The organism is Knoellia sp. p5-6-4, assembly GCF_029222705.1.
In the GTDB taxonomy this organism is placed as follows: domain Bacteria; phylum Actinomycetota; class Actinomycetes; order Actinomycetales; family Dermatophilaceae; genus Pedococcus_A.
Genome location: NZ_JARGZF010000001.1, coordinates 677,509 through 702,792 on the forward strand (window position 1 = coordinate 677,509; position 25,284 = coordinate 702,792).

The window sequence follows — 25,284 nt, forward strand, 5'->3', positions numbered from 1 at the left end:
GTCAGGCCTCGCTCTTCTCAGCCTCGGCCTCGGTGGCCTCGGCAGCCGGGGCCTCCTCGACCTTGGGCTCCGCGGCCTTCTTCTCGGCCTTCTTCTTCGGGGTCGTCGCAGTGTCCTTGACGTCCTCGGCCTTGCCCGCGGCGGCGACGGCAGCCTCGTACAGGTCCTTCTTGGACGGCTTGGGCTCCTTGACCTTCAGGGTGCCCTCGGCGCCCGGAAGGCCCTTGAACTTCTGCCAGTCACCGGTCACCTTGAGCAGGGCCTCGACGGCCTCGGTCGGCTGCGCGCCCTGGCCCAGCCAGTACTGCGCACGCTCGGTGTCGATGTCGATGACCGAGGGCTCCTCGGTCGGGTGGTACTTGCCGATCTCCTCGATGGCACGGCCATCGCGCTTGGTGCGCGAGTCCATGACGACAACGCGGTAGAAGGGGCTGCGGATCTTGCCCATCCGCTTCAGGCGAATCTTGACGGCCACGGGTGTGGTCACTCCTGTTTCTGTGTTGTGAGCGCGGCGAGACCGGGTGGGGAACACGCGGGGTACCGGGGGCTCGGTGTAGGCGTCCGGTCCTGCCGAGAGGGTGCTGGCCGGACGGGTACAGCCGACCATTCTGCCAGACGCCGGCCGGTGCCCTGACCACGCGGCAGGGCGCCCGGTCGCGGCCTCAGCGGTTCCGCCAGGCGTCCGGCGCCTCGGCCAGCGCCCGCACCGAGGCGGGGAGCTCACCGGAGAGGGCCTGGCTCAGGCTGGTCTCGTCGAGCACCTGGCGCAGGCTCGCCCGCACCGCCACCCACACCGTCGGCAGGTGCTGCGCGACCCCCTCGTAGCGGGTCTCGTGCGGCCGCAGGCCACGCACCTCCGCCAGCGGGCCGTCGACGGCGCGGAAGACGTCTCCCAGGCTGATCTGCCCCGGCTCGCGGCTCAGGGAGTAGCCGCCGCGGGCCCCCCTCGTGCTCACCACCAGCCCCGCCCGACGCAGGTCCGAGACGATCGCCTCGAGGAACTTGCGGGGCAGGTCCTGGCGGGTCGCGAGGCTCTCGACGCTCACCGGGCCCGCCCGGGTCAGCGACGCCTCGGCGAGGGTCAGCATCGCCCTGATCGCATATTCGGTGCGCGCCGAGATGTCCACGGCACGCATTGTGGCGTACGAGGGCGCGGGACGTCGCCGCACCGGCCTACACAGCCAGCGTGCGACCCAGTTGCCTGCCTCGCTCGTCCTCGGCGGGCACACTGGCGTGCACGGTCTCCCCGGGTCGCAGGCCGAGGGCGTCACTCATGACCCGGGTGATCTGGGCGGCGAATCGCTCACCGTTGGCGTCGTCGACGAGGTCGACCCGCACCTCGAAGCCCAACCGCACGATGCGCTCGACCGTGGCCCGCACCCGCGTCGGTGCCTGCTCCCCCGGCGAGAGCGCTGTCACGGTGGCCTCACGCTCGAGCCGGATGTCGTGCGGGCGCACCATGGTGCCGCCCAGGTTGGCGACCGATCCGAGGAACGACATGACGAAGTCGTTTGCGGGCTGCTCGTACAGCTCGTCGGGGGTGCCCACCTGCTCGATGCGGCCCGCGTTCAGGACCGCGATGCGGTCCGACACGTCGAGCGCCTCCTCCTGGTCGTGGGTGACGAGCACCGTCGTCACGTGGACCTCGTCGTGCAGCCGACGCAGCCACCGACGCAGGTCGGCTCGCACCTTCGCGTCGAGCGCGCCGAACGGCTCGTCGAGCAGGAGCACGCCGGGATCGACCGCAAGGGCCCGGGCCAGCGCCATCCGCTGGCGCTGCCCGCCGGACAGCTGGGCCGGGTAGCGGTGCTGGAACCCGGCGAGGCCGACGATCTCGAGCAGCTCGTCGACCTTCCTGTCGATCTCCTTCTTCGGCCGCTTGCGAATGGTCAGCCCGAAGGCGACGTTGTCGCGAACGGACATGTGCTTGAAGGCCGCGTAGTGCTGGAAGACGAAGCCGATCCCCCGCTTCTGCGGCGGGACGAGGGTGACGTCCTGCCCGTCGATCACGACCTGGCCCGAGTCGAGGGCCTCCAGGCCGGCGATCGAACGCAACAGCGTCGACTTGCCCGACCCGCTCGGGCCCAGAAGGGCGGTCAGCGAGCCCGCGGGGATGTCGAGGCTCACGTCGTCGAGGGCGGCGAAGCTGCCGTAGTTCTTCCGGGCGCCGGTGACAGTGATCATGAGGTGCTCCTCTTCCGGTCGAGCAGGGTCATTCCGAGCAGGGTCACCAGCGCAAGGCCCATGAGCACGGTTGCGGCGGCGTAGGCCCCGAAGGTGTTGTGGTCGTCGATGTAGCGCGAGTGCACGAGCAGGGTCAGCGTCTGCGAGACGCCGGGGAAGCCGGAGGACACCATGATCACGGCGCCGAACTCCCCCAGCGCCCGCGCGATGGTGAGGACCACCCCGTAGGTGAGGCCCCATCGGATGGCCGGCAGCGTGATCCGCCAGAAGGTCTGCCGGGCGGAGGCGCCGAGCGTTGCGGCGGCCTGCTCCTGGTCGGTGCCGATCTCGTGCAGCACCGGCTCGACCTCCCGCACGACGAAGGGAAGCGTCACGAAGATGGTCGCGATCACCATGCCGGGGATGCCGAAGATGACCCGGAGACCGGTGGACTCCAGGCCCCCGAACCACCCGTGGACCCCCCACAGCATGATCAGCGAGACGCCGACCACGATGGGCGAGACGGCGAACGGCAGGTCCACCACGGCCTGTATCAGGCCCCGGCCGGGAAACCGCCAGCGCACGAGCGCGATGGCGGTGACGACGCCGAACACGACATTGAGCGGGACGACGATGGCCACGATGAGCAGCGACAGGTTCAGCGCCGAGATGGCCGCAGGGGTGCGCACCGACTCGAGGAACGGCATCAGCCCGTCGCCGAAGGCGCGCCAGAGGATCACCGCGATGGGCACGGCGACCAGGCCGAACAGGTACCCCAGGGCGATGGTGCGCAGGGTGAGCTGGGCGGTGCGGGAGGTCCTCATTCGGCACTCTCCTCTCGCTGCTGGGCGCGGCTGATGTAGAGGCGCAGCAGGAACAGGGTCAGGAAGGCGATCGCGAGCAGCGCCACCGAGACGGCCGCGGCGTTGACCGGCCGGTCGATCTCGATCTGCTGCTGGATGTACTGCGAGGCCACCTGGGTCTCCCGCGGGATGTTGCCGCCGATGAGGACGACCGAGCCGTACTCCCCGATCGCGCGGGCGAAGGCGAGCCCCGTGCCACTGACGATGGCCGGCATCAGCGTCGGCAGCACCACCCGCCGGAACGTCGTCCAGTTGTCAGAACCCAGCGACGCCGCCGCTTCCTCCACCTCCCTGTCGGCCTCGATGAGCACGGGCTGGACGGAGCGCACCACGAACGGCAGCGTGACGAACGCGAGCGCCACCACCAGTCCTCCCTGGGTCGCGTTCAGGTGGATGTTCACCGGGCTGCTCGGGCCGTAGAGGGAGAGCAGCACGATGCTCGCGACGATCGTCGGCAGCGCGAACGGCAGGTCGATGAGGGCGTTGACGATGCGCTTGCCGGGGAAGTCGTCGCGGACCAGGACCCAGGCGATGAGCGTGCCCATCAGGGCGTTGACCAGGGCGACGACGACGGAGACGCCGACGGTCACGCGAAGGGAGGCCAGCGCCACCGGCGCCGTCACCGCCTCCCAGAAGCCGGCGAGCCCCTCCTCGAAGGACGCCACCGTCAGCGCGGCCAGCGGCAGCAGCACGATGAGGCTCAACCACAGGGACACCACGCCAACGCCGAGGGCCCGCCCCGCCCCGGGCCACCGGGCCCGGGACCAGGGCGAGGGAGCTGGCGGCAGGGACGCGGGGAGGGTGTGGGGGTGCGCGTCCCTGCCAACCAGGGTCTGGGTCGACATCAGGGCCCTACCGGGTGGCCTCGTCGTAGATGACGGCGATCGAGCCGACATCCTTCTTGAACAGCGAGTCGTTCACGGCCTTCCAGCCCCCGAGGTCCTCGATGGTCCACAGCCGCTGCGGCTCGGGGAAGTCCTTCGCGAACTCCTGGGCGACCGAGGCGTCGACGGGGCGGAAGCCCGCCTCGGCCCACAGCCGCTGGGCCTCGGGCGTGTAGAGGAAGTCGTTGAAGGCCTTGGCCTTGGCTGCGTTGGGGCTCTTGCCCAGCACCGCCACCGGGTTCTCGATCTTGAAGGTCTGCGGTGGCGTGACGTGCTGGACCGGGTCGCCACCGCGTTCGATGAACAGCGCCTCGTTCTCGTAGCTGAGCAGGACGTCGCCGCTGCCCTGGAGGAAGGCCTCGGTCGCCTCGCGGCCCGACTTCGGCTGGATCTTGACGTGGTCCTGCACGAGCGACGAGATGTAGGCCAGGCCCGCCTTGGCGTCCTTCCCGCCCGCGCTCTTCGCGGCATACGGGGCCAGGAGGTTCCACTTCGCCGAGCCCGAGCTGAACGGGTTGGGCGTCACGACCTCGATGCCGGGCTTGAGCAGGTCGTCCCAGTCCTCGATGCCCTCGGGGTTGCCCTTGCGGACGACGATGGTGACGACGGAGCCGAACGGGATGCCCTTGTGCTCCCCGGCGTTCCAGGCCTTGTCGACGAGCCCGGCGTCGACCAGGCGGGTGACGTCCGGCTCGACGGAGAAGTTGACGATGTCGGCGGCCGCGCCCGCCTCGACCTTGCGCGACTGGTCGCCCGAGGCGCCGTAGGACTGCTGGAAGGCCACACCCCTGCCCGCCTCGGTCGCGTTGAACGCGGGGATGACCTTGTCGAAGCCGACCTTGGGGACGGCGTACGCATAGAGGTTGATGGTGCCCCCGCTGCCCTGGGCGGCTGCCGGGCCGCTCCGTGCTGCGGCGACCGTGTCGGCGGACCCGCCTCCGGCGCAGGCGGACAGCGCGAGGGCGGAGGCGGCAAAGATGCCGCCCAGCGCTACGGCTGGTGTGCGTTGCATGTGATCTCCCTGGTGCCCCTCGTCGGGGAGAAGCCAAGACGGCCCGAGACTTCCTCGTCTCCCCCTAGTCCTATATGACAAGTAGGAGTTTCTTCGCCCATGCGGCCGGGGGTCAACCACCCACCCGGGCCATCTCGAATGCTGGCTGACCAGAACGCTTGCAGGATGAGGCCTTCCCACCTCGGCACTAGGCAGCACCTCCGTCGTACTCAGCATGCGAGATACGGCCGACGGTGGATTGCCCCCACGCATTTCGTCGCCATACTCCTATAAGACCTATAGGAGTAGTGGCGCCTTGTGTGGCCGCCAACGAGGGGAGTTCTGATGCGCAAGCTGATCTTGCTCGCGATCGTGGGCCTTGGTGCCCAGCTGGTCGACGGCAGCCTGGGGATGGCCTACGGCGTGACGTCCTCCACCCTGCTGTTGGCGGTGGGCACCAGCCCGGCTGCGGCCTCGGCCACCGTGCACCTCGCGGAGATCGGCACCACGCTCGTCTCGGGCGCCGCGCACTGGAAGTTCGGCAACGTCGACTGGCGGGTGGTCCTCAAGATCGGCATCCCGGGGGCTGTGGGGGCCTTCGCCGGCGCGACCTTCCTCTCCCACCTCGACACCTCGGTCGGCAAGCCTGTGATGTCGCTGATCCTGCTCGCCCTGGGCCTCTACGTCCTGGGTCGGTTCACCGTCCGGGGGCTGCGCCAGGACCGTCTCGGCACGCCGCTGCGGGCCCGCTTCCTGGGCCCCCTCGGGCTCTTCGCCGGATTCGTCGACGCCACCGGGGGCGGCGGCTGGGGCCCGGTGGGCACACCCGCGATCCTGGCCAGCGGTCGCCTCGAGCCCCGCAAGACGATCGGGTCCATCGACACCAGCGAGTTCCTCGTGTCCGTCGCCGCCAGCATCGGCTTCCTGTTGGCCCTCGGCACCGCAGGCGTCAACGCCGCCTGGGCCCTGGCCCTGCTTGCCGGAGGCATGGTGGCGGCACCCATCGCCGCGTGGCTCGTGCGCCACGTCCCGCCTCGGGTCCTCGGTTCGCTCGTCGGCGGGCTGATCATCCTCACCAACGCACGGACGCTGCTGCTCAGCGACTGGCTGGACGCCGGCACGAGCACCAGGTACCTGGTGTACGCGCTCATCTGGGCGATGTGGATCGGTGCGGTGACCTACTCCGTGCGCGCCTACCGGGCGGAGCGCGCCCAGTCCCCCGCACCCGCCCTCGCGAGCGACGGACGGGTCGCTGTGGCCGACCCCGTCTGATCCCGGGCCGGGCTCAGCCCCGGACGGGCCGGCCGCGCAGCACGACCAGCTCGGGGTGGGCCAGGACGCCGACGTCGTCACGGGGGTCCGCCCCGTAGACCACGAGGTCGGCGTCCGCACCCTCCTCCAGCCCCGGGCGGCCCAGCCACTCCCGCGCCCCCCACACCCCGGCCCGCAGGGCCTCGACGGGCGTGAGCCCGGCGGCCACCAGCTCGGCGGCCTCCTGCGCCACGAGCCCGTGAGGCAGCGAGCCACCCGCGTCGGTGCCGACGTAGACGGGGATGCCCGCCTCGTGGGCGGCGCGGACGGTCTCGTGGCGACGTTCGTGCAGGGCCAGCATGTGCCGGTGGTAGGCGGGGAACTTCTCGCGGGCCGCCTCCGCGATCGCCGGGAAGGTGGCGATGTTGACCAGCGTCGGCACGATGGCGATGCCCTGGGCGGCAAACTGCTCGATGGTCGCCGGCTCGAGACCGGTGGCGTGCTCGATGCAGTCGGTGCCGGCCGCGGCGAAGTCGTAGAGCGAGGCCTCCCCGAAGCAGTGGGCCGTCACCCGCGCCCCCTCCTCGTGGGCGGCCGCGATGGCGTCCTTGAGCACGTCCGCCGGCCAGCAGGGGGTCAGGTCGCCGACCTCGCGGTCGATCCAGTCGCCCACCAGCTTGACCCAGCCGTCACCGGCCCGGGCCTCGATCCGCACCCGCTCGACGAGCTGTTCCGGCTCGATCTCGTGGGCGTAGTTGCGGATGTACCGGCGGGTGCGCGCGATGTGCCTGCCGGCGCGGATGACCTTCGGAAGGTCGTCCCGCTCGTCGATCCAGCGGGTGTCCGACGGGGACCCGGCGTCGCGGATCAGCAGCGTGCCGGCCGCGCGGTCACCGAGCGCCTGCTGTTCTGCGGTCTCGCGGTCGACGGCGCCGTGGGCGTCGAGCCCCACGTGGCAATGGGCGTCGACGAGGCCGGGCAGCACCCACCCGCGCACGGTCTGCACGTCGCCACCGGCGGCGGCGGGCCGGTCGAACGTCACCGTGCCGCCCACCACCCAGGCCTCGGCTCGTACGTCGTCCGGTCCGACCAGGACCGGTCCCTTGAGGTGCAGCACCGTCGCCGTCGCCGTCATGTCCGCGACCCTACCGAGCCCCACTCCCGCCAGCCCATGGCGGCGCGGCCAGATACCCGTGTCACGCATAACCGGCAACTCGGGTCGAACAGCCGGAGAAGCGGACCGAACGCCTCAGGAGAACGGGCCACGGCAGATCGGCCAACTACCCCCAATGCGAAAGCCACCATAGGCATCCACACACGAACTCATTAGCGTGCCAGAGATCGCAGTCCTGCCCACGGGACAGTGATCGAGGGGGTCCAAAAGGGGGGACTCTCGCGCAAACCGCCAGATACAACCGCCGCGGCACGGTGCCCGGCGGACATCCAGGGAGGGTCATTGTGCGTCTCGCTTCCAAACTGACCGCGTTCGGCACCGCACTCGCCGCAGCGCTCATCGCCACACCCGCTGCCTCGGGCGCGCCCGAGGGCGGCCCCGGCAACGGAGCGCCCAGCGGCGCTCACTACACGCTCAACGTCATCGGCGTCGAGAACGCCAAGACTGCGTCGATGGACGGCACCAACCGCCACACCATCTTCGTGCCGAACCAGGGCAGCTGCCGCATCAACCTCGGCGAGGGCGACTACGGCGTGGGTGACGGCAACTGCTTCGACGGCGACGGGGCCCAGTTCACGCTGCCCGACCCAGACCCCGACGGCGACGGCGTGACGGCCTACAGCGTCTACGCCCGCGCCCTCGGCAAGCCGGGAGGCTCGTCGGTGACCACGACCTGCTTCGACGAGGACGGCGAGACCTATTGCTCCACGGAGAACATGGTCCTGGTGCGCAGCACCGGCAAGTCGCGGTTCAGCAACGTCTCGAAGGAGCTGCTCTCGCTCTGCCTCGACACCGACGGCGACATGGTCTGCGACACCCGTGAGTTCCTGTTCGACCGTGACCTCGCGGACTACTTCTGGTCCTACGACAACGCCGGCCTGAAGGTCGCCCAGCTGCGCTTCTACGAGGTCCCGACGAACGTCGGCACCACACCCTGACCTCGTAGGAGAACCGATAGGGAGGTCACTGAGGCCCCCGCCCGTGCCGGGCGGGGGCCTCGGTGACCCCCTCCAGAGGAGCCTCGATGTCCGCTCCGGCACCGCGCAGGCCGGTCAGGCGCCCACGCCGCCGTCGTCCTGCAGCCGCTGCCCGAGCGCGGCGAGCGGGTCCTGCCGCCGGGTGCGGGTCTCCAGGGCGATGCCCCAGCGCACGAAGGCCCCGCGCTCGACGGGGAAGGGCCCCGCGAGGCCGTCGGCCCGGCGCAGGGCCTCGGCGGCCAGCAGCGTCGCCTGGGCGGGCACGTAACGCAGCTCGACGACCAGGCGCCACGCCTCGACAGGCTCCTGGGCGTGCCAGGGCAGCATCGCCACCAGCCCGTCGAGCAGCGTGACCACGCGTCCGACGTCGTGCGTGGCTGCCCTCGCCACCAGCCCGTCGAGGTAGGGCTCCCAGCCGCCCGGTCCGGCAGGATCCGGCCGCCGGGTGATGCTCTCCAGGCCGGTCAGGACGTCGTCAGGGGCGCCCCGGTCGCGTGCCCGCTCGAGGAGCAGCGGGCCCAGACCGCTCTCCTCGTCGTCGTCGTGGAGCACCGCCACCATCTGGTGCACCGGCCCGTAGCCGGCCGCCTCCGCCAGCCGCCGCACGGCACGCTGGCGCTCGCCACCGCGACGCCGACCGGCTTCGACGACCCCCCGGTGCGCGCTGTCGGCCAGCGCGATTGCCTCGTCGAGTGTGAACCCCACGCGCCGACGCTAGGACCGATCCGCTCCCCTCGCGAGCAGCACCGGGCGATCGGTCCGAACGGCTGAGCCGGTCCGTCCCGTTGAACCCGTTTTGTCAGCGCCCCCCACCCGCTGACCGTTTATCGGGTGACCCGATGAGCGGTCACTTCACCCGAGGTGCCACCTGGGGTGAAGCGCACCTTTGTCGGGTGACCCGATAAAGGTGCGGGGTCGCGGTCAGCGGCCGAGGAACTTCTCGAAGCCCTTCGGCAGGTTCGCGGGGTCGAGGTCCGGTATGCCGCCGTCCCCGTCACCGGGGCCGCCGGCACCGAAGGCTCCGCCACCGGAGGTCCGGGCTGCCTTGGCCTTCTCCGCGGCAGCCCTCTCCTCGGCCGCGCGCTTGGCGGGGTTGCCGGACTTGGACTTCTTGCGCTGCGGCTGCTGCTTGCCCTTGCGGCCGCCGCCACCCATGCCGGGGATGCCCGGCATACCCGGGATGCCGCCGCCGCGGGCGAGCTGCTTCATCATCTTCTGCGCCTCGGTGAACCGCTCGAGCAGCGCGTTGACCTCTGAGACCTGCACGCCCGAGCCCTTGGCGATGCGGGCGCGGCGCGAGCCGTCGATCTGCTTGGGGTGCGTGCGCTCGAACGGCGTCATGGAGCGCACCATGGCCTCGACCCGGTCGAACTCGCGCTCGTCGAGGTTGTCGAGCTGGGCGCGCATCTGGCCCATGCCCGGCATCATCCCGAGCATCGACTTCAGCGACCCCATCTTCTTGATGGCGGCCATCTGGCTGAGGAAGTCGTCGAACGTGAAGTCCTCCTCGGCGAGGAACTTCCGCTGCATCTCGGCCGCCTGGGCGCGGTCGAACGCCTTCTCGGCCTGCTCGATGAGGGTGAGCACGTCACCCATGTCGAGGATGCGTGAGGCCATCCGGTCGGGGTGGAAGACCTCGAAGTCCTTCACGCCCTCGCCGACCGAGGAGAACATGATCGGTCGCCCGGTGACCGAGGCCACCGACAGGGCGGCACCACCGCGGGCGTCACCGTCGAGCTTGGAGAGCACGACACCGGTGAAGTCGACGCCCTCCTGGAAGGCCTGGGCCGTCTCGACCGCGGCCTGGCCGATCATCGCGTCGATGACGAAGAGCACCTCGTCGGGCGCGATCGCGGTGCGGATGTCCGCGGCCTGCTGCATGAGGTTGGCGTCGACGGCCAGGCGACCGGCGGTGTCGACGATGACCACGTCGTGCTGGCGGGCCCGTGCCTGCTCGATGCCCTGGCGCGAGACGGCGACCGGGTCACCGAAGGACCGCGTGCCCTCGCCGGACTCGAGCACGGCGTCGTGGCCGCCCATGTTGCCGCGCTCGGGCGCGTAGACCGGCAGGCCGGCGCGCTCCCCCACGACCTCGAGCTGGGTGACCGCGTTCGGGCGCTGGAGGTCGGCGGCGACGAGCAGCGGCGTGTGGCCCTGCTCCTTCAGCCAGGCGCCGAGCTTGCCCGCGAACGTGGTCTTTCCCGAGCCCTGCAGACCGGCGAGCATGATGACCGTCGGCGGCGTCTTGGCGAGCTGCAGCTGCCGCGTCTGGCCACCGAGGATGGCGATGAGCTCCTCGTTGACGATCTTGACGACCTGCTGCGCCGGGTTCAGCGCCTGCGACACCTCCGCCCCCAGCGCCCGCTCGCGGATGGCCGAGGTGAACTGCTTCACCACGGGCAGCGCGACGTCGGCGTCGAGCAGCGCGAGCCGGATGTCCCGGATCGTGGCGTTGATGTCGGACTCGGTGAGCCGCCCCTTGTGCCGGAGGTTCTTGAAGGTGGCGGTCAGGCGGTCGGAAAGGCTGGCGAACACGGGTCACAGCCTAACCGCCACGGCGGGGCCGCTCTGACCACCAGCCCCTGCCCGTGACGGCGGTGGGCTACTCCGCACCGCCGTCACAGGTGTCGATGATCGCCGCCACCGTCTGCGCCACCTTGGCCGGCGAGAGCAGCCGGCCACCGAACTCGGTGAGGTAGAAGGTGTCGAGCGTCTGCCCGGCATACGTGGCGATGTGCGCGGAGCGCACCGACAGCCCGGCCTTGGCGAAGGCGACCCCCAGCTCGTGCAGCAGCCCCGGGCGGTCCTGGGCCCGCACCTCGAGCACCGTCGCCTCCTCCGACGCGTGCGGCACGACGAGGGCGCGGGCCTGCCCCGGCGCGCCCGACCCCGCCTGCGCGCTGGGCGGCCCGGCGAACTGGCGCCGGCGGTCGAGCAGCGACAGCGGTGCACGGTCACCCTGGGCGAGCCGCGCGAGCCCGCGCGCGATCCGCTCGGCGTCGGGGGCGTCGCCACCTGGGCACTCCACGTGCCACTCGTTGGCCGCCAGGCCGTCGAGGGTGCGCAGGATCGCCGTGCGCACCACCAGGCCGTATGCCGCGAGCAGGCCCGCGGTGTCAGCGAACAGTCCCAGCCGGTCGCGGTCGAAGATGTCGATGCGGTAGGCGCCGCCCTGCGGGCGGACGACGACGCGCGGCTCCCCCGCAGCGACGGCCTGGAGGTCCTCGTCGGTGACCCGTGCCTCGCCGGCGGCCGCGACAGGTGCGTCGGCGTCCCACCCGGCACCCACCGCATCGGCGAGCTGGCGCAGCAGGGTGGCCCGCCAGTCCGTCCAGGCGAGCGGGCCGGCGGCACAGGCATCGGCCTCGGTCAGGGCGAGCAGCAGGTCGAACACGTCCTGCGAACCGCCCGCCGCGGCGCGTGCCGCTGCGGCCGTCCGCGGGTCCTGGTGGTCGCGGCGCGTGGCGAGCTCGATGAGGGTCAGGTGCTCGCGCACCAGGGTCGTCACGACCTCGACGTCCGAGGCCGGGTAGCCCATCCGGGTCGCGATGGCGGTGGCGACGGGCGCCCCTCCCGCCGAGTGGTCGTGCGCCCCGCGGACCTTGCCGATGTCGTGCAGGAGGGCGCCGAGCAGCAGCAGGTCGGCCCGCGCGACCCGGCGCACCAGCCCACCGGCGTGCACCACCGTCTCGATGAGGTGCCGGTCGACGGTGTGCCGGTGCACCGCGTTGCGCTGCGGCCGCGACCGCACCGCCGTCCACTCGGGCAGCCAGGCGTCGATGACGCCGGCCTGGTCCAGCCCCTCCCAGACCTGCACCAGCCCCGGCCCCGCGGACAGCAGGTCGGCGAAGAGGTCGCGGGCCGCCTCGGGCCACGGGTCGGCGAGCATCGGCGCGCTCCGCGCGAGGTTGGCCAGGGTGGTCGGCGCGATGGGCAGGCTGTGCCGCGCAGCGACCACCGCTGCCCGCAGCGGCACCAGGGGGTCGCTCGCGACCGCGCTGCGCGGCCCCAGGACGACCTCGCCGTCGTGCTCGAAGAGCCCGTAGCCGAGGGGGTTGAGGCGGGGTCTGCGCGGCCCCACGCGCAGGGTCCGGGCCCGTTGGGCCTGCCCGGCCCGCCGGACTGTGCCGTCGAGCGCATAGGCCACGGTGCGGGCCGCCGTGGAGACCGCGGTGAGCAGGTCGTCGGCGTCGCGGTGGCCCAGCAGCGCCGCCACGGCGTCGTGGTCCTCCCGGCTCAGCCGGTCGCGGCCGCGGCCGGTCACCACGTGCACCGCGTCGCGGACGTCGAGCAGCACCCGGTGCGCCTCGTCGACGTCGCCGTGCGGCCGGTCGGCCAGCCAGGCCTCGGCCAGCGCCCGCAGCACGGTCATGTCCCGCACACCCCCGCGGGCCTCCTTCAGGTCCGGCTCGAGCGACTGGGCGAGGTCACCGTGCCGGGCATGCCGCAGTCGCAGGCCGTCGACGAGCTGCGGAAGCCGCTTGCGGGCCGATGCGCGCCAGTCGTGGGCGATGACCGAGCGGGTCGAGGCGACCACGCCCGGGTCCCCGGCGATCCCGGCGAGGTCGAGCAGGCCGACGGCGGCGCTGAGGTCGCCGCCGGCGACGGTCCGGCACTGGTTGACGGTGCGCACGCTGTGGTCGAGCCGGATACCCGCGTCCCAGATGGGGTACCAGAGCCGGTCGGCCACCTCACCGACGTCCTCCCCGCCCAGGGACCGGCCGTTGTGCAGCAGCACGAGGTCGAGGTCGCTCAACGGCCCGGAGTCGCCGCGGGCGAGGCTGCCGACCGCGGCGAGGGCGATCCCCTCCTGCGGCCGGCCGGCCATGGCCTCGTCCCAGATGGAGACGAGCCACTCCCGCGTCAGCTCCCCCATGCCCTGCCGTCGCGCCGGACCGGCGCCCGGGGCGTCGAAGCCCCGGGCGCCGGCCAGGTCGAGACGCAGGGCCGCCAGCCCGCTCAGCCCAGTCGTCATACGGCTCAGAGCGCCTCTGCGCCGCGCTCGCCGGTGCGCACCCGGACCACGTCCTCGACCGGGACGGTCCAGATCTTGCCGTCTCCGATGCGGCCGGTCTGCGCCGTCTTGAGGATGACGTCGACCACGCTGCTGGCGTCGAGGTCGTCGACCAGCACCTCGAGGCGCACCTTGGGCACGAAGTCGACCGTGTACTCCGCCCCACGGTAGACCTCGCTGTGGCCGCGCTGGCGCCCGTAGCCGGAGGCCTCGCTGACGGTCATGCCCGAGATGCCGTAGGCCTCGAGGGCCTCCTTCACCGCGTCGAGCTGGTGGGGCTTGATGATGGCCGTGACGAGCTTCATGCTGACGCTCCCTCAGGGGTCTTGGCGCTGGGCACCGTGGTCGGGACTGCACCGCTGCCGAAGCGGCCGCCCGAGACGCCGCCGATGTCGTAGGCGGACTCGCCGTGCACGGCCTGGTCGATGCCGTCGGTCTCGACGTCACGGGTGACCCTCCAGCCCATGGTGGCCTTGAGGGCCAGGCCGATCAACGCCGTGAGCGCACCGGAGATGAGCAGGCAGACCAGCGCGATGACGAGCTGCACGACCGTCTGCTGGACGCCACCGCCGTAGAACAGGCCCGTCTCGGTGGCCAGCAGACCGGCGCCGACGGTGCCCCACAGTCCGGCCACCAGGTGCACGCCGACGACGTCGAGCGAGTCGTCGTAGCCGAGGCGGTACTTCAGGCCGACCGCCAGGGCCGCCAGGGCGCCGGCGACGACACCGAGGACGAGCGAGCCGACGGGCGACAGCGAGCCGCAGGCCGGCGTGATGGCGACCAGGCCGGCGACGACACCGGAGGCGGCGCCGATGGAGGTGGCGTGGCGGTCACGCAGCTTCTCCACGAGCAACCAGCCGAGCATCGCCGCGCAGGTGGCCGCCACGGTGTTGACCCAAACGACGGAGGCCAGGCCGTCGGCCGCCAGCTCGGAGCCGGCGTTGAAGCCGAACCAGCCGAACCACAGCAGCCCGGCGCCGAGCATGACGATCGGCACGTTCTGCGGGCGCATGGCCTGCGCCCCGAAGCCGAACCGCTTGCCGACGATCAGGGCCAGCACCAGGCCGGCGATACCGGCGTTGATGTGCACCACGGTGCCACCGGCGAAGTCGATGGGGGCGAAGCTCGCCGCGCCGTCGGTGACGCCGAACAGCTTCGCTGCGATGCCGTCCTCGCTTCCGGAGAGCAGGCCGCCGCCCCACACCATGTGAGCGATCGGGAAGTAGACCAGGGTCACCCAGATCGCGGCGAAGGCCAGCCAGGTGCCGAACTTCGCGCGGTCGGCGATGGCGCCGCTGATGAGCGCCACGGTGATCACCGCGAAGGTGAGCTGGAACCCGGCGACGAGGATCTCGGGGATGTAGACCCCGGCGCCGAAGACGTCGACGAGGGGGACGTTGCCGTTGCCGTCGTCGAGCAGGCCCTTGAGGCCGAAGCGGTCGAACGGGTTGGCGAAGAGGCCGGCGATGTTGGTGGGGCCGAACGACATCGAGTAGCCCCAGAGGATGTAGACGACGCCGACGACGCCCATGGCGCCGAACGACATCATCATCATGTTGAGGACGGACTTGGCTCGCGTCATCCCGCCGTAGAACAGCGCGAGCCCCGGTGTCATGAGGAGGACCATGGAGGCCGCGACGAGCATGAAGGCTGTCGCGGCCTCGTTGATCTCTGGTGCTGTAGTCATGCCCAGAACTGTGGGCGAGCGCCGTTTCAGGGCGTGCGGCTGCGTGTTACAGCCGTGTTAGCGGCGGGCGCCGGTCGTAAGCATCAGGTAACGGACGGCCACTGGTCTCGCATCGTGGGATCCGGCCGTCCCCTCGGCACGCAGACAGCGGTATGCCGTGCGGCCGGCCCCGCTCAGAACGCCGAGACGCTGGTGGGTGCCCGCTGCGGGCGGGCCAGTGCGCGCACCAGGGCCGTCTGCCCGTGGCGCCGGACCGCGACCCCGGTGAGCAGGCTCAGCACCGGCCCGACGACGTCGTCGGCATACGTGGGAGTCGGCAGGCCCACGCTGGAGGCGAGGTCGTCGCCGTGCACGACCATCTCCATCATCCGCGTGGTGAGGAAGTCGGCCGTCGTCAGCGACCAGCCCTGCCAGGGGATGAAGATGGTGTCCGGGTCCCGCGGCGCGGCAAGCAGGTCCGGCAGGGCGTCGACGTGCTCGCGGGCCTGGGCCAGCACGGCGTCCGGCCCTGCGAGGGCGCGCTCGTTGTCGCTCTCGCGGATGCCGACGTTGACCTCGTCGTCCGGGGCCGCCTCGACCCAGGCGGCGCGGGCGTAGTGCTCCAGCAGGGCGATGGGCTCCGGGGAACCGCCGGGGTCCACACGCAGGCCTCTCGCCGTGTTGACGGCCTGGTTGAGCAGGTGGTGGGCCAGGCCGCCCACTGTCATCCCGGCGCACGAGCTCTCCTGCCCCCACGCCTGCAGGACCTCAGGCGACGACGCCAGCTCCCAGGACTGCGAGACGGCGGACAGGAACGCGGCGGCGTGCGGATCGAGCGTCATGGGGCCGACCCTAGTGCGACCCGTCGCGCCGAGTCCGTCGGAGCAGCACGACCAGCGCGCCCACGCAGAGGAGGCCCACTGCCACGCCGGCGGGGCCGAGCAGCACGTCACCGACCCGCTCGGCAGGGGACGGTTCGGGCTCGGCCCTGAGGTGGGAGAAGTCGAGTGGCGTCTCGCGCACCTCCACCCTGACGTCCGGGTCCGGCAGGTCGGGCGGACTGGAGGTGGGCGTGGCCCGGGCCGGCACCGGCACCCGCTGCACCACGGAGCGGCGGCCCTCGCTGCCGACCAGCAGCCCCTCACCACCCGGCGCCACAGCCACCGTCTCGCCCTGCGGCTGGAGCGGCAGCCGGTTGCTCGCGACCTGGAGGAAGGTCTTCCCGTCGAGGAGCAGGGCATGGGTGTAGGTGCGGACCACCAGGCCGGAGCCGTCGGGCAGGAACACCGCGTCGGTCACCATCGACGGCGCCGGGCCGATGCGCTCCAGCCGGTTGACCCGCTGTCGGCTCGGCCGCGCCGGCAGGGCGTAGACGCCACCGGGCCTCCCCTTCGTGACGACGTACGCCCGCCCCGTCCGCGGGTGGACGGCCAGCGCCTCGGCGTCGTGCGGGCCGTCGGGGTAGGCCAGCTCCCACGACGCCCAGCCGCCCGAGGTCTCCCCCAGCGCCGGCTCGTCGAACCAGAAGACCCTCACGAGCTCGCGCGACCCCGTGTTGTCGCCGAGGTCGCCCACGAGCATCCGGCCGTCGGGGTCCATGGCCAGGGCCTCGACGTCCCAGACCGGGGCGCCGAACCGGTGCACCCCCAGCGTCCGGCCCGTCCGCGTGTCGACGGCGAAGACCCGGGCGGTGTCACCGGAGTCGTTGACCGTCCAGACGGTGTGCGGGTGGGCGCGGCTCAGCGCCAGGCCCGACGACTCCGTGACGCGGTCGTCGGTGATGCGGAAGGTGTCGTCAGCCGCTGCGGCAGCCCGCGGCACACCGGAAACGACTGCGGCGGCGACCACCGTCGTCGCCGCCAGGCGCACCCCCCTGGCCACGAGGCTCAGTCGATGAGCGCGTCGACGAATGCCTCGGGGTCGAAGGGGGCCAGGTCGTCAGGGCCCTCCCCGAGACCGACGAGCTTGACCGGTACCCCGAGCTTGCGCTGCACCGAGACCACGATGCCGCCCTTGGCCGTGCCGTCCATCTTGGTCAGCACGATGCCCGAGACGTTCACCGCCTCGCCGAACACCTCCGCCTGGCGCAGGCCGTTCTGGCCGGTGGTGGCGTCGAGGACGAGCAGCACCTCGTCGATCGGCGACTGCTTCTCGATGACGCGCTTGACCTTGCCGAGCTCGTCCATGAGCCCGACCTTGTTGTGGAGCCGGCCGGCCGTGTCGATGAGCACGACGTCGGCCTCCATCTCGGCGCCCGCCTTGACGGCGTCGAACGCCACCGCGGCAGGGTCGGCCCCGTCGCGGTCCGAGCGGATCGTCGGCACGCCGACGCGGCCGCCCCAGGTCTCGAGCTGGTCGGCCGCCGCGGCGCGGAACGTGTCTGCGGCGCCGAGGACGACGTCCTTGTCCTCGGCGACGAGCACTCGCGCGAGCTTGCCGACCGTGGTGGTCTTGCCGGTGCCGTTGACACCGACGACGAGCACGACCGCGGGACGGCCCTCGACGCGGCTCGAGGCGATGGTGCGGTCCATCGACGGGTCGACGAGCGTGAGCAGGTCCTCGCGGAGCCAGCTCCGCACGGTGGCCTCGTCGGTCGTGCCCTCGACCTTGACCTTGGCGCGCAGCGACTCGACCAGCTCGGTGGTGGCCTCCACGCCGAGGTCGGAGGCGAGCAGGGTGTCCTCGACGTCCTCCCACGCCTCCTCGTCGAGCCCACCACGGCTGAGCAGGCCGAGCAGGGCCTGGCCGAGCGCGGAGTTGGAGCGTGCGAGTCGGGCGCGCAGGCGCTTGAGGCGGCCGGCCGGGGCCTCGGGCCGCTCGATGGTGGGGGTCGGCGCGGGCTCCGGCAGCACCTCCGCCTCGTCGGGCCGCGGCAGGGTGTCGACACCGCCGGCGTCCTCGATCGAGCGCTTGGGCGCGTCACGTGGCTCCTCGGCGTCGTCGCCGACCCCGGGCAGGATCTCCCGCTCCTCCGGTGGGGCGGTCGGCAGGCTCTTGCCCCGCCCGCCTCGGCCCCGCAGCAGGCCGAGCAGCACGCCACCGAGGATGACGAGGATGCCGACGGCGACGGCGATGTACTCCCACAGCTGATCGATCACGCGTGCCATCCTCTCAGAGCCCGTCGGGTGGGAGCGCGCGAGGCCGCCCCGTGGGGCGGCCTCAGGTCATGCGGATGGGGCCGGGCGGACCCGGCACCCCTCAGGGGTGGGCTAGCTGGCCCTGCGGGCCGGGGTGTCCTGCGCGTCGCGAGCCGCCGGGGCGGGTGCGGCGGGGGCCGTCTCACGGGGCGCGGTGCCGGTGGGGGCAGCGCCGGCGATCGACTCGCTCACCTTGTCCTTGGTGGCCACGAGCGCCTCGCCGGTCTTGTCGAGGGCGTCCTGGGTGCGCTCCTTGGCCATCGCCACGATCTCCTCCCCCTGTGGGGTGAGCACGTCGCGACCCTGCCGCCGCGCGGGGATGGCGACCAGCGCCACGACCGCGAGGGCCAGACCGACGCACAGCAGCATTCCCACGATCAGCGCAACCATGCCTCCAAGGGTGACCGACCGGGCGGCCATCCTCAAATCGACCCGCCGCAGGGGTGGGCCACGTCACGTCGCCGACGGCGCGCAGATGCGCAGTTGGGAGGGCTCCTCAGGCGCTCTGTGCCGCCACGTCACGGATCCGTTGCGACACCACGGTGGTCACGCCGTCGCCGCGCATGGTGACGCCGTAGAGCGCGTCGGCGACCTCCATCGTGCGCTTCTGGTGGGTGATGACGATGAGCTGGCTGGAGTCGCGCAGCTCCTCGAAGAGGGTGATGAGGCGGCCGAGGTTGGCGTCGTCGAGCGCTGCCTCGACCTCGTCCATGATGTAGAACGGGCTCGGGCGGGCCTTGAAGATCGACACGAGCAGGGCCACCGCCACCAGTGAGCGCTCGCCGCCCGAGAGCAGCGACAGCCGCTTGATCTTCTTGCCCGGCGGCCGCGCCTCGACCTCGATGCCGGTGGTGAGCATGTTCGAGGGGTCGGTGAGCAGGATCCGGCCCTCGCCGCCCGGGAAGAGGCGGCTGAAGACCTGCTCGAACTGCGCGGCGGTGTCGTGGAAGGCCTCGGTGAAGACCCGCTCGACCCGCTCGTCGACCTCGCGGACGATGTCGAGCAGGTCGCGCTTGGAGCTCTTGAGGTCCTCGAGCTGCTCGGTGAGAAACTTGTGCCGCTCCTCCAGCGCGGCGAACTCCTCCAGGGCCAGCGGGTTCACCTTGCCCAAGGCGCCCAGGGCCCGCTCGGCCTTGCGAAGCCGCTTCTCCTGCACCTCGCGCACGAACGGCGCCGGCTCGGGCAGGTTGTCGGGGTCGTCGTCGGGACCCGGCACGTGCGGCACCACCTGGTGCGGGCCGTAGTCCTCCATGAGCACCTCGGGGTCGATGCCGAGCTCCTCGACGGCCTTGGCCTGCAGCTGCTCGATGCGCAGCCGCTGCTGGGTGCGGGCGACCTCGTCGCGGTGGACGCTGTCGGTGAGCTCGCGCAGGTCGTCCTGGAGGGCGGCCATGTCGCGGCGCACCCGGGCCAGCGCCTGGTCGCGCTCGGTGCGCTCCTGCTCGGCGCGGGTGCGCCGGCCGGCGGCCAGCTCGAGCGCGCCGGCCAGGTGCTCCACGGCGTGCGTGGCGCCGATCCGGACCGCCTCGGCGACGGCGGCCTCGCGCCGGCGCCGCTCCTGCCGCGCAGCCAGGCGCTCCCGGGCGGCGAGCTCGTTGCGGGCGGCCCCCTCGAGGGAGTCCGCGCGGCCGTGCAGGGCCCTGGCGCGCTCCTCGCGGGTGCGCAGCGTCAGGCGCAGCTCTGTCTCGGCGGTGCGGGACTGGCTGGCGGCGAGCTCGAGCCCGTCGCGCGTGTCGGTGGAGGGCTCCTCGACCTCCTCCGGCTGGGCCTGGGCCTCGGCGAGCCGCTCCTCGAGGGCGGCGAGCTCCGCACGGTCCTTGTCCAGGGCAGCGGTGGCGTCGGCCACGGCCTTCTCGGTGCGCTCGGCCTCGGCCTTGGCCGACCGGGCCGTGGCGCCGAGCTGGCCGAGCTTCTCGACGACGGCGGACATGCGGGCGTCCGACTCGTGCAGTGCCTCCAGCGCCTGCTCCACCCGTTCGGCTGCCTCGCGCGCCTTCTCCTGGGCCGCGGCCAGCGCGAACCGCGCCTGCTCGCCGCGGCGGGTGGCGTCGGCGACCCGCTCGCGCGTCTCGTCGACCGCCGACTGGATCTCGATGAGGCTCGGCGCCGAGCTGCTGCCGCCGCGCACCCAGCCCGGGGCGAAGACGTCGCCCTCGGCCGTGACGGCGGTGACGCCCCGGCCACGGCCCACCAGCTCGGCGGCCTGCTCGGCGGTCTCGACGAGGGCGACGCGGTCGAGGAGCTGGTCGACCGCGGGGCGCACCCCGGCGGGCGCCTCGACGACGTCACGGGCCCACACGGCATACGGCGGGAGGGCGGGCCACTGCGACGGGTCGCCGGGCACGGCGGTCTGGCCGACGAGCAGGGCGGCCCGGCCCGCGTCCTCCTCGCGCAGGGTGGTCAGCGCGCGGGCTGCGTGGTCGACCGACTCGACGGCGAGCGCGTCGGCCGCCCAGCCGAGGGCCGCCGCGACGGCGCCCTCGTGGCCTCCGTTCACCTGGAGCAGCGACACGATGGAGCCGACGATGCCGTGGTCCTGGCCTTCCTCGGCCGCGGCGAGCAGCGTCGCGGCACCGTCCTTGCGGCTCAGGCTCATCTCGAGTGCCTCGAGGCGCGCCGCGGCGGAGGTGCGGTCGCGCTCGGCCGTGCGCTCCTCCTCGCGCAGGCGCTCGACCTCGGCCTCGGCGCTCTGCAGGGCGGCCTCGGCGCTCTCGTAGGCCGAGTCGAGGCCCTCCTCGCCCTCCTCCTCGACGGCGACCGACGCCTCGAGGGTGGCGAACTCCTTCTCCGCCGCGGCGGCCCGGGCGAGCGACTGCTCGCCGATGCCGCGCAGGCGCCCGATCTCGGCCTCGCCCGCCTCGATGCGGCTGCGCCGGGCGCCGACCTGGCCCTGCAGCTTGGCCAGGCCCTCGCGGCGGTCGGCGGCCGCCCGGGCGAGGCGCTGGAGGCGCTGCTGCTCCTCCTGGAACGCCTTCTCCGCGGCGGCGCGCCGCTCGACCGCGGCCTGCAGCTCGTCCTTGGCCTGCCGCACCTCGGCGAGCAGCGCCTCCTCCTGCCGCCGGGCCTCGGCGGCCTGCCGGCGCAGCTCCTCGGGGTCGCGGCCGGAGGTGGTCTCGTCCTGGGTGTCCTGGCTGAGCAGGCGCACGCGCTCGGCCGCCAACGACTGGGTCGAGGTGAGCTTGTCGCGCAGCGACTGCAGGGCGAACCAGCGTTCCTGCGCCCGGGTGGCCAGCGGCCGGGCCTCCTCGGCCTCGCGCTCGAGGGCGGCCAGCCGGTCGCGCACCGCGGCGAGGTTCTCCTCCACCTCGGTGCGCCGGGCGATCAGGGCGCTCTCGTCGGCCACCTCCTGCTCGAGGGTGGTGGTCAGCTGGACGAGGTCGTCGGCGAGCAGGCGCAGCCGGGCGTCGCGGGCGTCGGCCTGGATGACGGCGGCCTTGCGGGCGGCCTCGGCCTGGCGTCCGAGGGGGCCGAGCTGGCGGCGGATCTCACCGGTGAGGTCGGTGACCCGGGTGAGGTTGGCCTCCATCTGGTCGAGCTTGCGCAGCGCGCGCTCCTTGCGCTTGCGGTGCTTGAGGACGCCGGCGGCCTCCTCGATGAACCCGCGGCGCTCCTCCGGGGTGGCGCGCAGCACGGTGTCGAGCTGGCCCTGGCCGACGATGACGTGCATCTCACGGCCGATGCCGGAGTCGGAGAGCAGCTCCTGCACGTCGAGCAGGCGACAGGGGGTGCCGTTGATGGCGTACTCGGAGCCGCCGTTGCGGAACATGGTCCGCGCGATGGTGACCTCGGTGTAGTCGATCGGGAGGGCGCCGTCGCTGTTGTCGATGGTCAGGGAGACCTCGGCGCGCCCGAGCGGGGCGCGGCCGGCGGTGCCCGCGAAGATGACGTCCTCCATCTTGCCGCCGCGCAGGCTCTTGGCGCCCTGCTCCCCCATGACCCAGGCGAGGGCGTCGACGACGTTGGACTTGCCGGAGCCGTTGGGGCCGACGATGCAGGTGATGCCCGGCTCGAGGCGCATGGTGGTCGCCGAGGCGAAGGACTTGAAGCCCTTCAGGGTCAGGCTCTTGACGTACACGAGCGGCTCGGCTCCTCGGTGACTGCGGTGCAGGCGGGCTGCGGATCGCGGATCACTGTACCGGCGGGGGCACGTCGGCCCCGGGACGCGCAGGGCGGCACACCGAAGCCTGGGACTGCTGTGGCAGGAGTGACGCGCCGCGGGTCAGAGCTGGGGGCCGCGGCCGTCGGCCAGCGCCTCGTGGTGGTGGATGACCTCTTCGATGATGAAGGTGAGGAACTTCTCGGCGAACTGCGGGTCGAGCCCGGCCTCGTCGGCCAGGGCCCGCAGCCGCGCGACCTGCTTCTCCTCGCGCGCCGGATCGGCCGGGGGCAACCCCCGGCTGGCCTTGAGCTCACCCACCTGCTGGGTGCACTTGAACCGCTCGGCCAGCAGGTGCACCAGGGCAGCGTCGATGTTGTCGATGCTCGCGCGCAGGCGCAGCAGCTCAGCCGGTGTCTCTGGGGCGGGTGAGGTCACCCGACGATCGTAGGCACGGAGGTCGGGACAGCGTCCGGCTGTCTCAGATCCTTCCGCAGGCGGTCGTTGTCCTTCTGCAGACGGGCGACCAGCCCTTCAAGATCCCGGACTCTGCGACGCAGCTCGACGGTCTCGAGCATGAGGCGCTGGTCAGGTGCCGTGCGGTATCCCAGCAGGGCCTTGGCCATGATGTCTCCTTGGTCCCGGGCGCGACGGGTTCGCCCTGGGCGGTGCCCGATCGGGGCATCTCTCAGACTGACAGCAAGGCCGCACATCGGTCAATGAGGCCTTGGTCCCGCGGCCCTCGGCTCACTTCTCGATGAAGCCCTCGAGGCCGTCCCGGGGCGGCCCCCACGTGGTCACGCAGTTGGTCACCTCGCCCGGGCGCAGCCGCGTCGACGGCTTCTCCTCGAGCATGGCCACCAGCTCCTCGACCCGCTGCTTGGGGCCCTGGGCGAGCACCTCCACGCGCCCACCGTCGGCGTTGCGGGCATGACCCACGAGTCCGAGCTCGAGGGCACGGGCCCTGGTCCACCAGCGGAACCCCACCCCGTGCACCCTGCCGTGGACCCAGATCGTCGCCCGTACCGGCTCGCTGTCGTTCATGCGCCTCACCTGCCTCACCGGCATTGTCCTGAGCCGGAGCGGGTGCAGGCAAGAGCCGTATGACGCAGAGCCGGTCGGTGAGCCGCCCGCCTGTTGGCAGTCAGCGACCGAGCGTGCGAGGTCGTGGCTGGCAGCGGGGGCAGGAATAGGACGACCGGTTCATGAACGACTCGCGGCGGATGGGTGTGCCACAGCGGCGGCACGGACGGCCCTCCTGGCCGTAGGCGTTGAGCGAGCGGTCGAAGTAGCCGGACGCCCCGTTGACGTTGACGTACAGCGCGTCGAAGCTCGTCCCGCCCTGGCCGAGGGCCTCGAGCATGACGTCGCGGGCGTGCTCGAGGATCCGGGTGAGCGCCGGCCTGGTGAGCGCCGAGCACAGCCGCTCGCCGTGCACCCCGGCCCGCCAGAGGGCCTCGTCGGCGTAGATGTTGCCGATACCGGAGACCAGGTCCTGGTCGAGCAGCGCCCGCTTGACGGCGCTGTGGCGCTTCTTCATCGGCGCGACGACGGCCTTGAGGTCGAAGGACGCCTCGAGCGGGTCGGGCGCGATGTGCTCGATGGCCTCGGGCACCCCGTCGTCGTCGAGGTCGGAAAGGGCCATCCCCCCGAACGTGCGCTGGTCGACGAACCGCAGCTGGGGCCCGCCGTCGTCGAAGGTGAACCGGGCGTGCAGGTGCTTCTCGTCCGGCGCGTCGGGGTCCTCGACGAGGAGCTGGCCGCTCATGCCGAGGTGGGTGATCAGGCCCTGGTGCGACCCGTCGGGCGTCTGCAGGACCATCCAGAGGTACTTGCCCCGGCGGCGCGCCTCGGCGACGAGGTTGCCCGCGAGCTGTTCGGCGAGGTGGTGGGCGCCGGGCAGGTGGCGGCGGGCCACGCGGGCCCCATAGAACTCGGCCTGCTCGATGGTGCGCCCGACCACGTGGTCGGCGAGGCCGCGGCGGACCACCTCGACCTCGGGGAGCTCGGGCATGGGGCCAGTCCGCGTCCGGTCAGGCGGACTCGGGCTGGGCCGTGGCAGACGACCCGGCAGACGACGTCGCCGACGACCCGGCCGACGACGTGGCAGCCACCGCGGCGCCCGAGCCCCCGGCACGGGCGCTCAGGTGCTTCCACGCCTCCTCGGCGGCGCGCTGCTCGGCCTCCTTCTTGGAGCGGCCCACGCCCTCGCCGAGCACGCTCTGGCCCACGACCGCGGAGGCGGTGAAGGTCTTGGCGTGGTCGGGGCCCTCCTCGTCCACGCGGTACTCGGGGACGCCGAGGGAGTCCGCGGCAGCGAGCTCCTGCAGGCTGGTCTTCCAGTCCAGGCCGGCGCCGAGCCGGGCGCTCCTGGCCATGAGCGGGTCGAGCAGGTGGTGCACGAGCGTGGCGGCGTGCTCGAGCCCGCACGAGAGGTAGACCGTGCCGATGACGGCCTCCATCGTGTCGGCGAGGATCGAGGCCTTGTCGCGGCCCCCGGTGGTCTCCTCGCCGCGACCCAGGAGCAGGTGGTCACCCAGGCCCAGCGTGCGGGCCACGTCGGCCAGGGCCCGCATGTTCACGACCGCGGCCCGCAGCTTCGCGAGCTGCCCCTCGGGCAGCTCGGGGTGCGCGGCATACAAGGTGTCGGTGACCACGAGGCCCAGCACGGAGTCGCCGAGGAACTCGAGGCGCTCGTTGTTGGGCAGGCCGCCGTTCTCGTAGGCGTAGCTGCGGTGTGTCAGCGCACGCAGAAGCAGCGACTCGTCGACGGGCGAACCGACCACCTCATGGAGGAGGGCGGCGAACTCGTCGACGGGCCGCTGCACTGCGCGGGCGCCGTCAGAAGAGGGCGTGCTCACGCGCGGAAGGCTCAGCCCTGGTGCTCGGTGCGCTCGGCGGCGTTGTAGTGACGGCCCTTGTAGGTGCCGCAGGACGGGCACGCCACGTGCGGCTGGGTGGGAGCCTTGCACTGGGGGCACGTGGTGAGCACGGTCGCCGTCGTCTTCCAGTTCGCGCGACGCGAACGGGTGTTGGAGCGCGACATCTTCCGCTTCGGGACAGCCACG

General features: G+C 72.4%; 25 protein-coding genes. 2 read left to right on the forward strand and 23 right to left on the reverse strand.

All coding sequences use genetic code 11. The features are described from left to right. Position 1: 1 nt before the first annotated feature. The 6 genes from rpsP to P2F65_RS03230 form a co-directional block, all read right to left on the reverse strand. Complete coding sequence (rpsP, locus tag P2F65_RS03205; protein WP_275807240.1) at positions 2 to 475, reverse strand: 30S ribosomal protein S16; 474 nt, start codon at positions 473 to 475, stop codon at positions 2 to 4. A gap of 187 nt (positions 476 to 662) precedes the next feature. Then, the gene (locus P2F65_RS03210) at positions 663 to 1,136 is read right to left on the reverse strand and encodes an Rrf2 family transcriptional regulator (RefSeq protein WP_345803645.1); all 474 of its coding nucleotides are present in this window, start codon (positions 1,134 to 1,136) and stop codon (positions 663 to 665) included. A gap of 37 nt (positions 1,137 to 1,173) precedes the next feature. Beyond that, positions 1,174 to 2,184, reverse strand: coding sequence for a TOBE-like domain-containing protein (locus P2F65_RS03215; RefSeq protein WP_275804090.1), 1,011 nt, complete (start codon positions 2,182 to 2,184; stop codon positions 1,174 to 1,176). Further along, positions 2,181 to 2,987: a sulfate ABC transporter permease subunit CysW gene (gene cysW / locus P2F65_RS03220; RefSeq protein ID WP_275804091.1), complete on the reverse strand. Its 807-nt coding sequence runs from the start codon at positions 2,985 to 2,987 to the stop codon at positions 2,181 to 2,183. The genes P2F65_RS03215 and cysW overlap by 4 nt, the downstream gene beginning before the upstream one ends. Beyond that, positions 2,984 to 3,922, reverse strand: coding sequence for a sulfate ABC transporter permease subunit CysT (gene cysT, locus P2F65_RS03225; RefSeq protein WP_345803670.1), 939 nt, complete (start codon positions 3,920 to 3,922; stop codon positions 2,984 to 2,986). The genes cysW and cysT overlap by 4 nt, the downstream gene beginning before the upstream one ends. Further along, the gene (locus tag P2F65_RS03230) at positions 3,879 to 4,922 is read right to left on the reverse strand and encodes a sulfate ABC transporter substrate-binding protein (RefSeq protein ID WP_275804095.1); all 1,044 of its coding nucleotides are present in this window, start codon (positions 4,920 to 4,922) and stop codon (positions 3,879 to 3,881) included. Before P2F65_RS03230 ends, cysT begins: the two co-directional genes overlap by 44 nt. A 324-nt stretch (positions 4,923 to 5,246) precedes the next feature. Between P2F65_RS03230 and P2F65_RS03235 the strand changes: the two genes are divergently transcribed. Further along, the gene (locus P2F65_RS03235) at positions 5,247 to 6,173 is read left to right on the forward strand and encodes a sulfite exporter TauE/SafE family protein (RefSeq protein ID WP_275804097.1); all 927 of its coding nucleotides are present in this window, start codon (positions 5,247 to 5,249) and stop codon (positions 6,171 to 6,173) included. 13 nt (positions 6,174 to 6,186) lie between these two features. Here the strand turns inward: P2F65_RS03235 and P2F65_RS03240 are convergent, their stop codons facing one another. After that, positions 6,187 to 7,287, reverse strand: a complete 1,101-nt coding sequence (locus tag P2F65_RS03240) for an amidohydrolase family protein (protein WP_275804098.1) — start codon at positions 7,285 to 7,287, stop codon at positions 6,187 to 6,189. Positions 7,288 to 7,610: 323 nt separating this feature from the next. Between P2F65_RS03240 and P2F65_RS03245 the strand changes: the two genes are divergently transcribed. After that, positions 7,611 to 8,264 (forward strand): hypothetical protein, encoded by a 654-nt coding sequence (locus P2F65_RS03245; RefSeq protein ID WP_275804099.1) that lies wholly within the window; start codon positions 7,611 to 7,613, stop codon positions 8,262 to 8,264. A gap of 114 nt (positions 8,265 to 8,378) precedes the next feature. On the opposite strand, the gene P2F65_RS03250 is transcribed toward P2F65_RS03245, so the two are convergent. From P2F65_RS03250 to rpmF, 16 genes are all read right to left on the reverse strand, one after another. After that, complete coding sequence (locus P2F65_RS03250) at positions 8,379 to 9,008, reverse strand: hypothetical protein (RefSeq protein ID WP_275804100.1); 630 nt, start codon at positions 9,006 to 9,008, stop codon at positions 8,379 to 8,381. 216 nt (positions 9,009 to 9,224) lie between these two features. Further along, positions 9,225 to 10,838 carry a signal recognition particle protein gene (gene ffh, locus P2F65_RS03255; protein ID WP_275804101.1) on the reverse strand — a complete coding sequence of 538 codons (1,614 nt, stop codon included), beginning with the start codon at positions 10,836 to 10,838 and terminating at the stop codon, positions 9,225 to 9,227. 67 nt (positions 10,839 to 10,905) lie between these two features. Further along, positions 10,906 to 13,278 (reverse strand): [protein-PII] uridylyltransferase, encoded by a 2,373-nt coding sequence (locus P2F65_RS03260; protein ID WP_275804104.1) that lies wholly within the window; start codon positions 13,276 to 13,278, stop codon positions 10,906 to 10,908. 5 nt (positions 13,279 to 13,283) lie between these two features. Then, entirely contained in the window at positions 13,284 to 13,622 is a 339-nt protein-coding gene (locus tag P2F65_RS03265; protein WP_275804106.1) for a P-II family nitrogen regulator, read from the reverse strand. Beyond that, a complete protein-coding gene (locus tag P2F65_RS03270) occupies positions 13,619 to 15,004 on the reverse strand; it encodes an ammonium transporter (RefSeq protein ID WP_275804108.1) in 1,386 nt (461 codons plus the stop codon). The genes P2F65_RS03265 and P2F65_RS03270 overlap by 4 nt, the downstream gene beginning before the upstream one ends. A gap of 173 nt (positions 15,005 to 15,177) precedes the next feature. Further along, positions 15,178 to 15,825: a maleylpyruvate isomerase N-terminal domain-containing protein gene (locus tag P2F65_RS03275; protein ID WP_275804111.1), complete on the reverse strand. Its 648-nt coding sequence runs from the start codon at positions 15,823 to 15,825 to the stop codon at positions 15,178 to 15,180. A 10-nt stretch (positions 15,826 to 15,835) separates the two neighbouring features. After that, the gene (locus P2F65_RS03280) at positions 15,836 to 16,864 is read right to left on the reverse strand and encodes a hypothetical protein (protein WP_275804113.1); all 1,029 of its coding nucleotides are present in this window, start codon (positions 16,862 to 16,864) and stop codon (positions 15,836 to 15,838) included. A 5-nt stretch (positions 16,865 to 16,869) separates the two neighbouring features. Continuing rightward, the gene (ftsY, locus tag P2F65_RS03285) at positions 16,870 to 18,090 is read right to left on the reverse strand and encodes a signal recognition particle-docking protein FtsY (protein WP_275804114.1); all 1,221 of its coding nucleotides are present in this window, start codon (positions 18,088 to 18,090) and stop codon (positions 16,870 to 16,872) included. A gap of 102 nt (positions 18,091 to 18,192) precedes the next feature. After that, positions 18,193 to 18,510, reverse strand: coding sequence for a hypothetical protein (locus P2F65_RS03290; RefSeq protein ID WP_275804116.1), 318 nt, complete (start codon positions 18,508 to 18,510; stop codon positions 18,193 to 18,195). 106 nt (positions 18,511 to 18,616) lie between these two features. Then, on the reverse strand, positions 18,617 to 22,195 hold the full coding sequence (gene smc, locus P2F65_RS03295) for a chromosome segregation protein SMC (protein ID WP_275804118.1): 3,579 nt from the start codon (positions 22,193 to 22,195) through the stop codon (positions 18,617 to 18,619). A gap of 144 nt (positions 22,196 to 22,339) precedes the next feature. After that, positions 22,340 to 22,654 carry a chorismate mutase gene (locus P2F65_RS03300; RefSeq protein WP_275804120.1) on the reverse strand — a complete coding sequence of 105 codons (315 nt, stop codon included), beginning with the start codon at positions 22,652 to 22,654 and terminating at the stop codon, positions 22,340 to 22,342. Next, a complete protein-coding gene (locus P2F65_RS03305; RefSeq protein WP_275804121.1) occupies positions 22,651 to 22,842 on the reverse strand; it encodes a hypothetical protein in 192 nt (63 codons plus the stop codon). The genes P2F65_RS03300 and P2F65_RS03305 overlap by 4 nt, the downstream gene beginning before the upstream one ends. A gap of 121 nt (positions 22,843 to 22,963) precedes the next feature. Then, on the reverse strand, positions 22,964 to 23,260 hold the full coding sequence (locus P2F65_RS03310; protein ID WP_275804124.1) for an acylphosphatase: 297 nt from the start codon (positions 23,258 to 23,260) through the stop codon (positions 22,964 to 22,966). A gap of 100 nt (positions 23,261 to 23,360) precedes the next feature. Beyond that, positions 23,361 to 24,230, reverse strand: coding sequence for a bifunctional DNA-formamidopyrimidine glycosylase/DNA-(apurinic or apyrimidinic site) lyase (gene mutM / locus P2F65_RS03315; RefSeq protein ID WP_275804126.1), 870 nt, complete (start codon positions 24,228 to 24,230; stop codon positions 23,361 to 23,363). Between the two features lie 19 nt (positions 24,231 to 24,249). Further along, positions 24,250 to 25,077, reverse strand: a complete 828-nt coding sequence (rnc, locus tag P2F65_RS03320) for a ribonuclease III (protein ID WP_275804129.1) — start codon at positions 25,075 to 25,077, stop codon at positions 24,250 to 24,252. An 11-nt stretch (positions 25,078 to 25,088) separates the two neighbouring features. After that, positions 25,089 to 25,283 carry a 50S ribosomal protein L32 gene (gene rpmF, locus P2F65_RS03325; RefSeq protein ID WP_275804131.1) on the reverse strand — a complete coding sequence of 65 codons (195 nt, stop codon included), beginning with the start codon at positions 25,281 to 25,283 and terminating at the stop codon, positions 25,089 to 25,091. Between the last annotated feature and the right edge of the window lies 1 nt (position 25,284).

What these genes read in the sequence shown, in the direction of transcription:
- P2F65_RS03310 (WP_275804124.1), bottom strand. Translation starts at nt 23,260, where the DNA reads ATGAACGACAGCGAGCCGGTACGGGCGACGATCTGGGTCCACGGCAGG.
- cysT (WP_345803670.1), bottom strand. Translation starts at nt 3,922, where the DNA reads ATGTCGGCTCGATCGCCGTCATCTACGACGAGGCCACCCGGTAGGGCC.
- P2F65_RS03260 (WP_275804104.1), bottom strand. Translation starts at nt 13,278, where the DNA reads ATGACGACTGGGCTGAGCGGGCTGGCGGCCCTGCGTCTCGACCTGGCC.
- mutM (WP_275804126.1), bottom strand. Translation starts at nt 24,230, where the DNA reads ATGCCCGAGCTCCCCGAGGTCGAGGTGGTCCGCCGCGGCCTCGCCGAC.
- ftsY (WP_275804114.1), bottom strand. Translation starts at nt 18,090, where the DNA reads ATGGCACGCGTGATCGATCAGCTGTGGGAGTACATCGCCGTCGCCGTC.
- P2F65_RS03240 (WP_275804098.1), bottom strand. Translation starts at nt 7,287, where the DNA reads ATGACGGCGACGGCGACGGTGCTGCACCTCAAGGGACCGGTCCTGGTC.
- cysW (WP_275804091.1), bottom strand. Translation starts at nt 2,987, where the DNA reads ATGAGGACCTCCCGCACCGCCCAGCTCACCCTGCGCACCATCGCCCTG.
- P2F65_RS03235 (WP_275804097.1), top strand. Translation starts at nt 5,247, where the DNA reads ATGCGCAAGCTGATCTTGCTCGCGATCGTGGGCCTTGGTGCCCAGCTG.
- P2F65_RS03230 (WP_275804095.1), bottom strand. Translation starts at nt 4,922, where the DNA reads ATGCAACGCACACCAGCCGTAGCGCTGGGCGGCATCTTTGCCGCCTCC.
- P2F65_RS03270 (WP_275804108.1), bottom strand. Translation starts at nt 15,004, where the DNA reads ATGACTACAGCACCAGAGATCAACGAGGCCGCGACAGCCTTCATGCTC.
- P2F65_RS03305 (WP_275804121.1), bottom strand. Translation starts at nt 22,842, where the DNA reads ATGGCCAAGGCCCTGCTGGGATACCGCACGGCACCTGACCAGCGCCTC.
- P2F65_RS03290 (WP_275804116.1), bottom strand. Translation starts at nt 18,510, where the DNA reads ATGGTTGCGCTGATCGTGGGAATGCTGCTGTGCGTCGGTCTGGCCCTC.
- P2F65_RS03215 (WP_275804090.1), bottom strand. Translation starts at nt 2,184, where the DNA reads ATGATCACTGTCACCGGCGCCCGGAAGAACTACGGCAGCTTCGCCGCC.
- P2F65_RS03275 (WP_275804111.1), bottom strand. Translation starts at nt 15,825, where the DNA reads ATGACGCTCGATCCGCACGCCGCCGCGTTCCTGTCCGCCGTCTCGCAG.
- P2F65_RS03265 (WP_275804106.1), bottom strand. Translation starts at nt 13,622, where the DNA reads ATGAAGCTCGTCACGGCCATCATCAAGCCCCACCAGCTCGACGCGGTG.
- P2F65_RS03210 (WP_345803645.1), bottom strand. Translation starts at nt 1,136, where the DNA reads ATGCGTGCCGTGGACATCTCGGCGCGCACCGAATATGCGATCAGGGCG.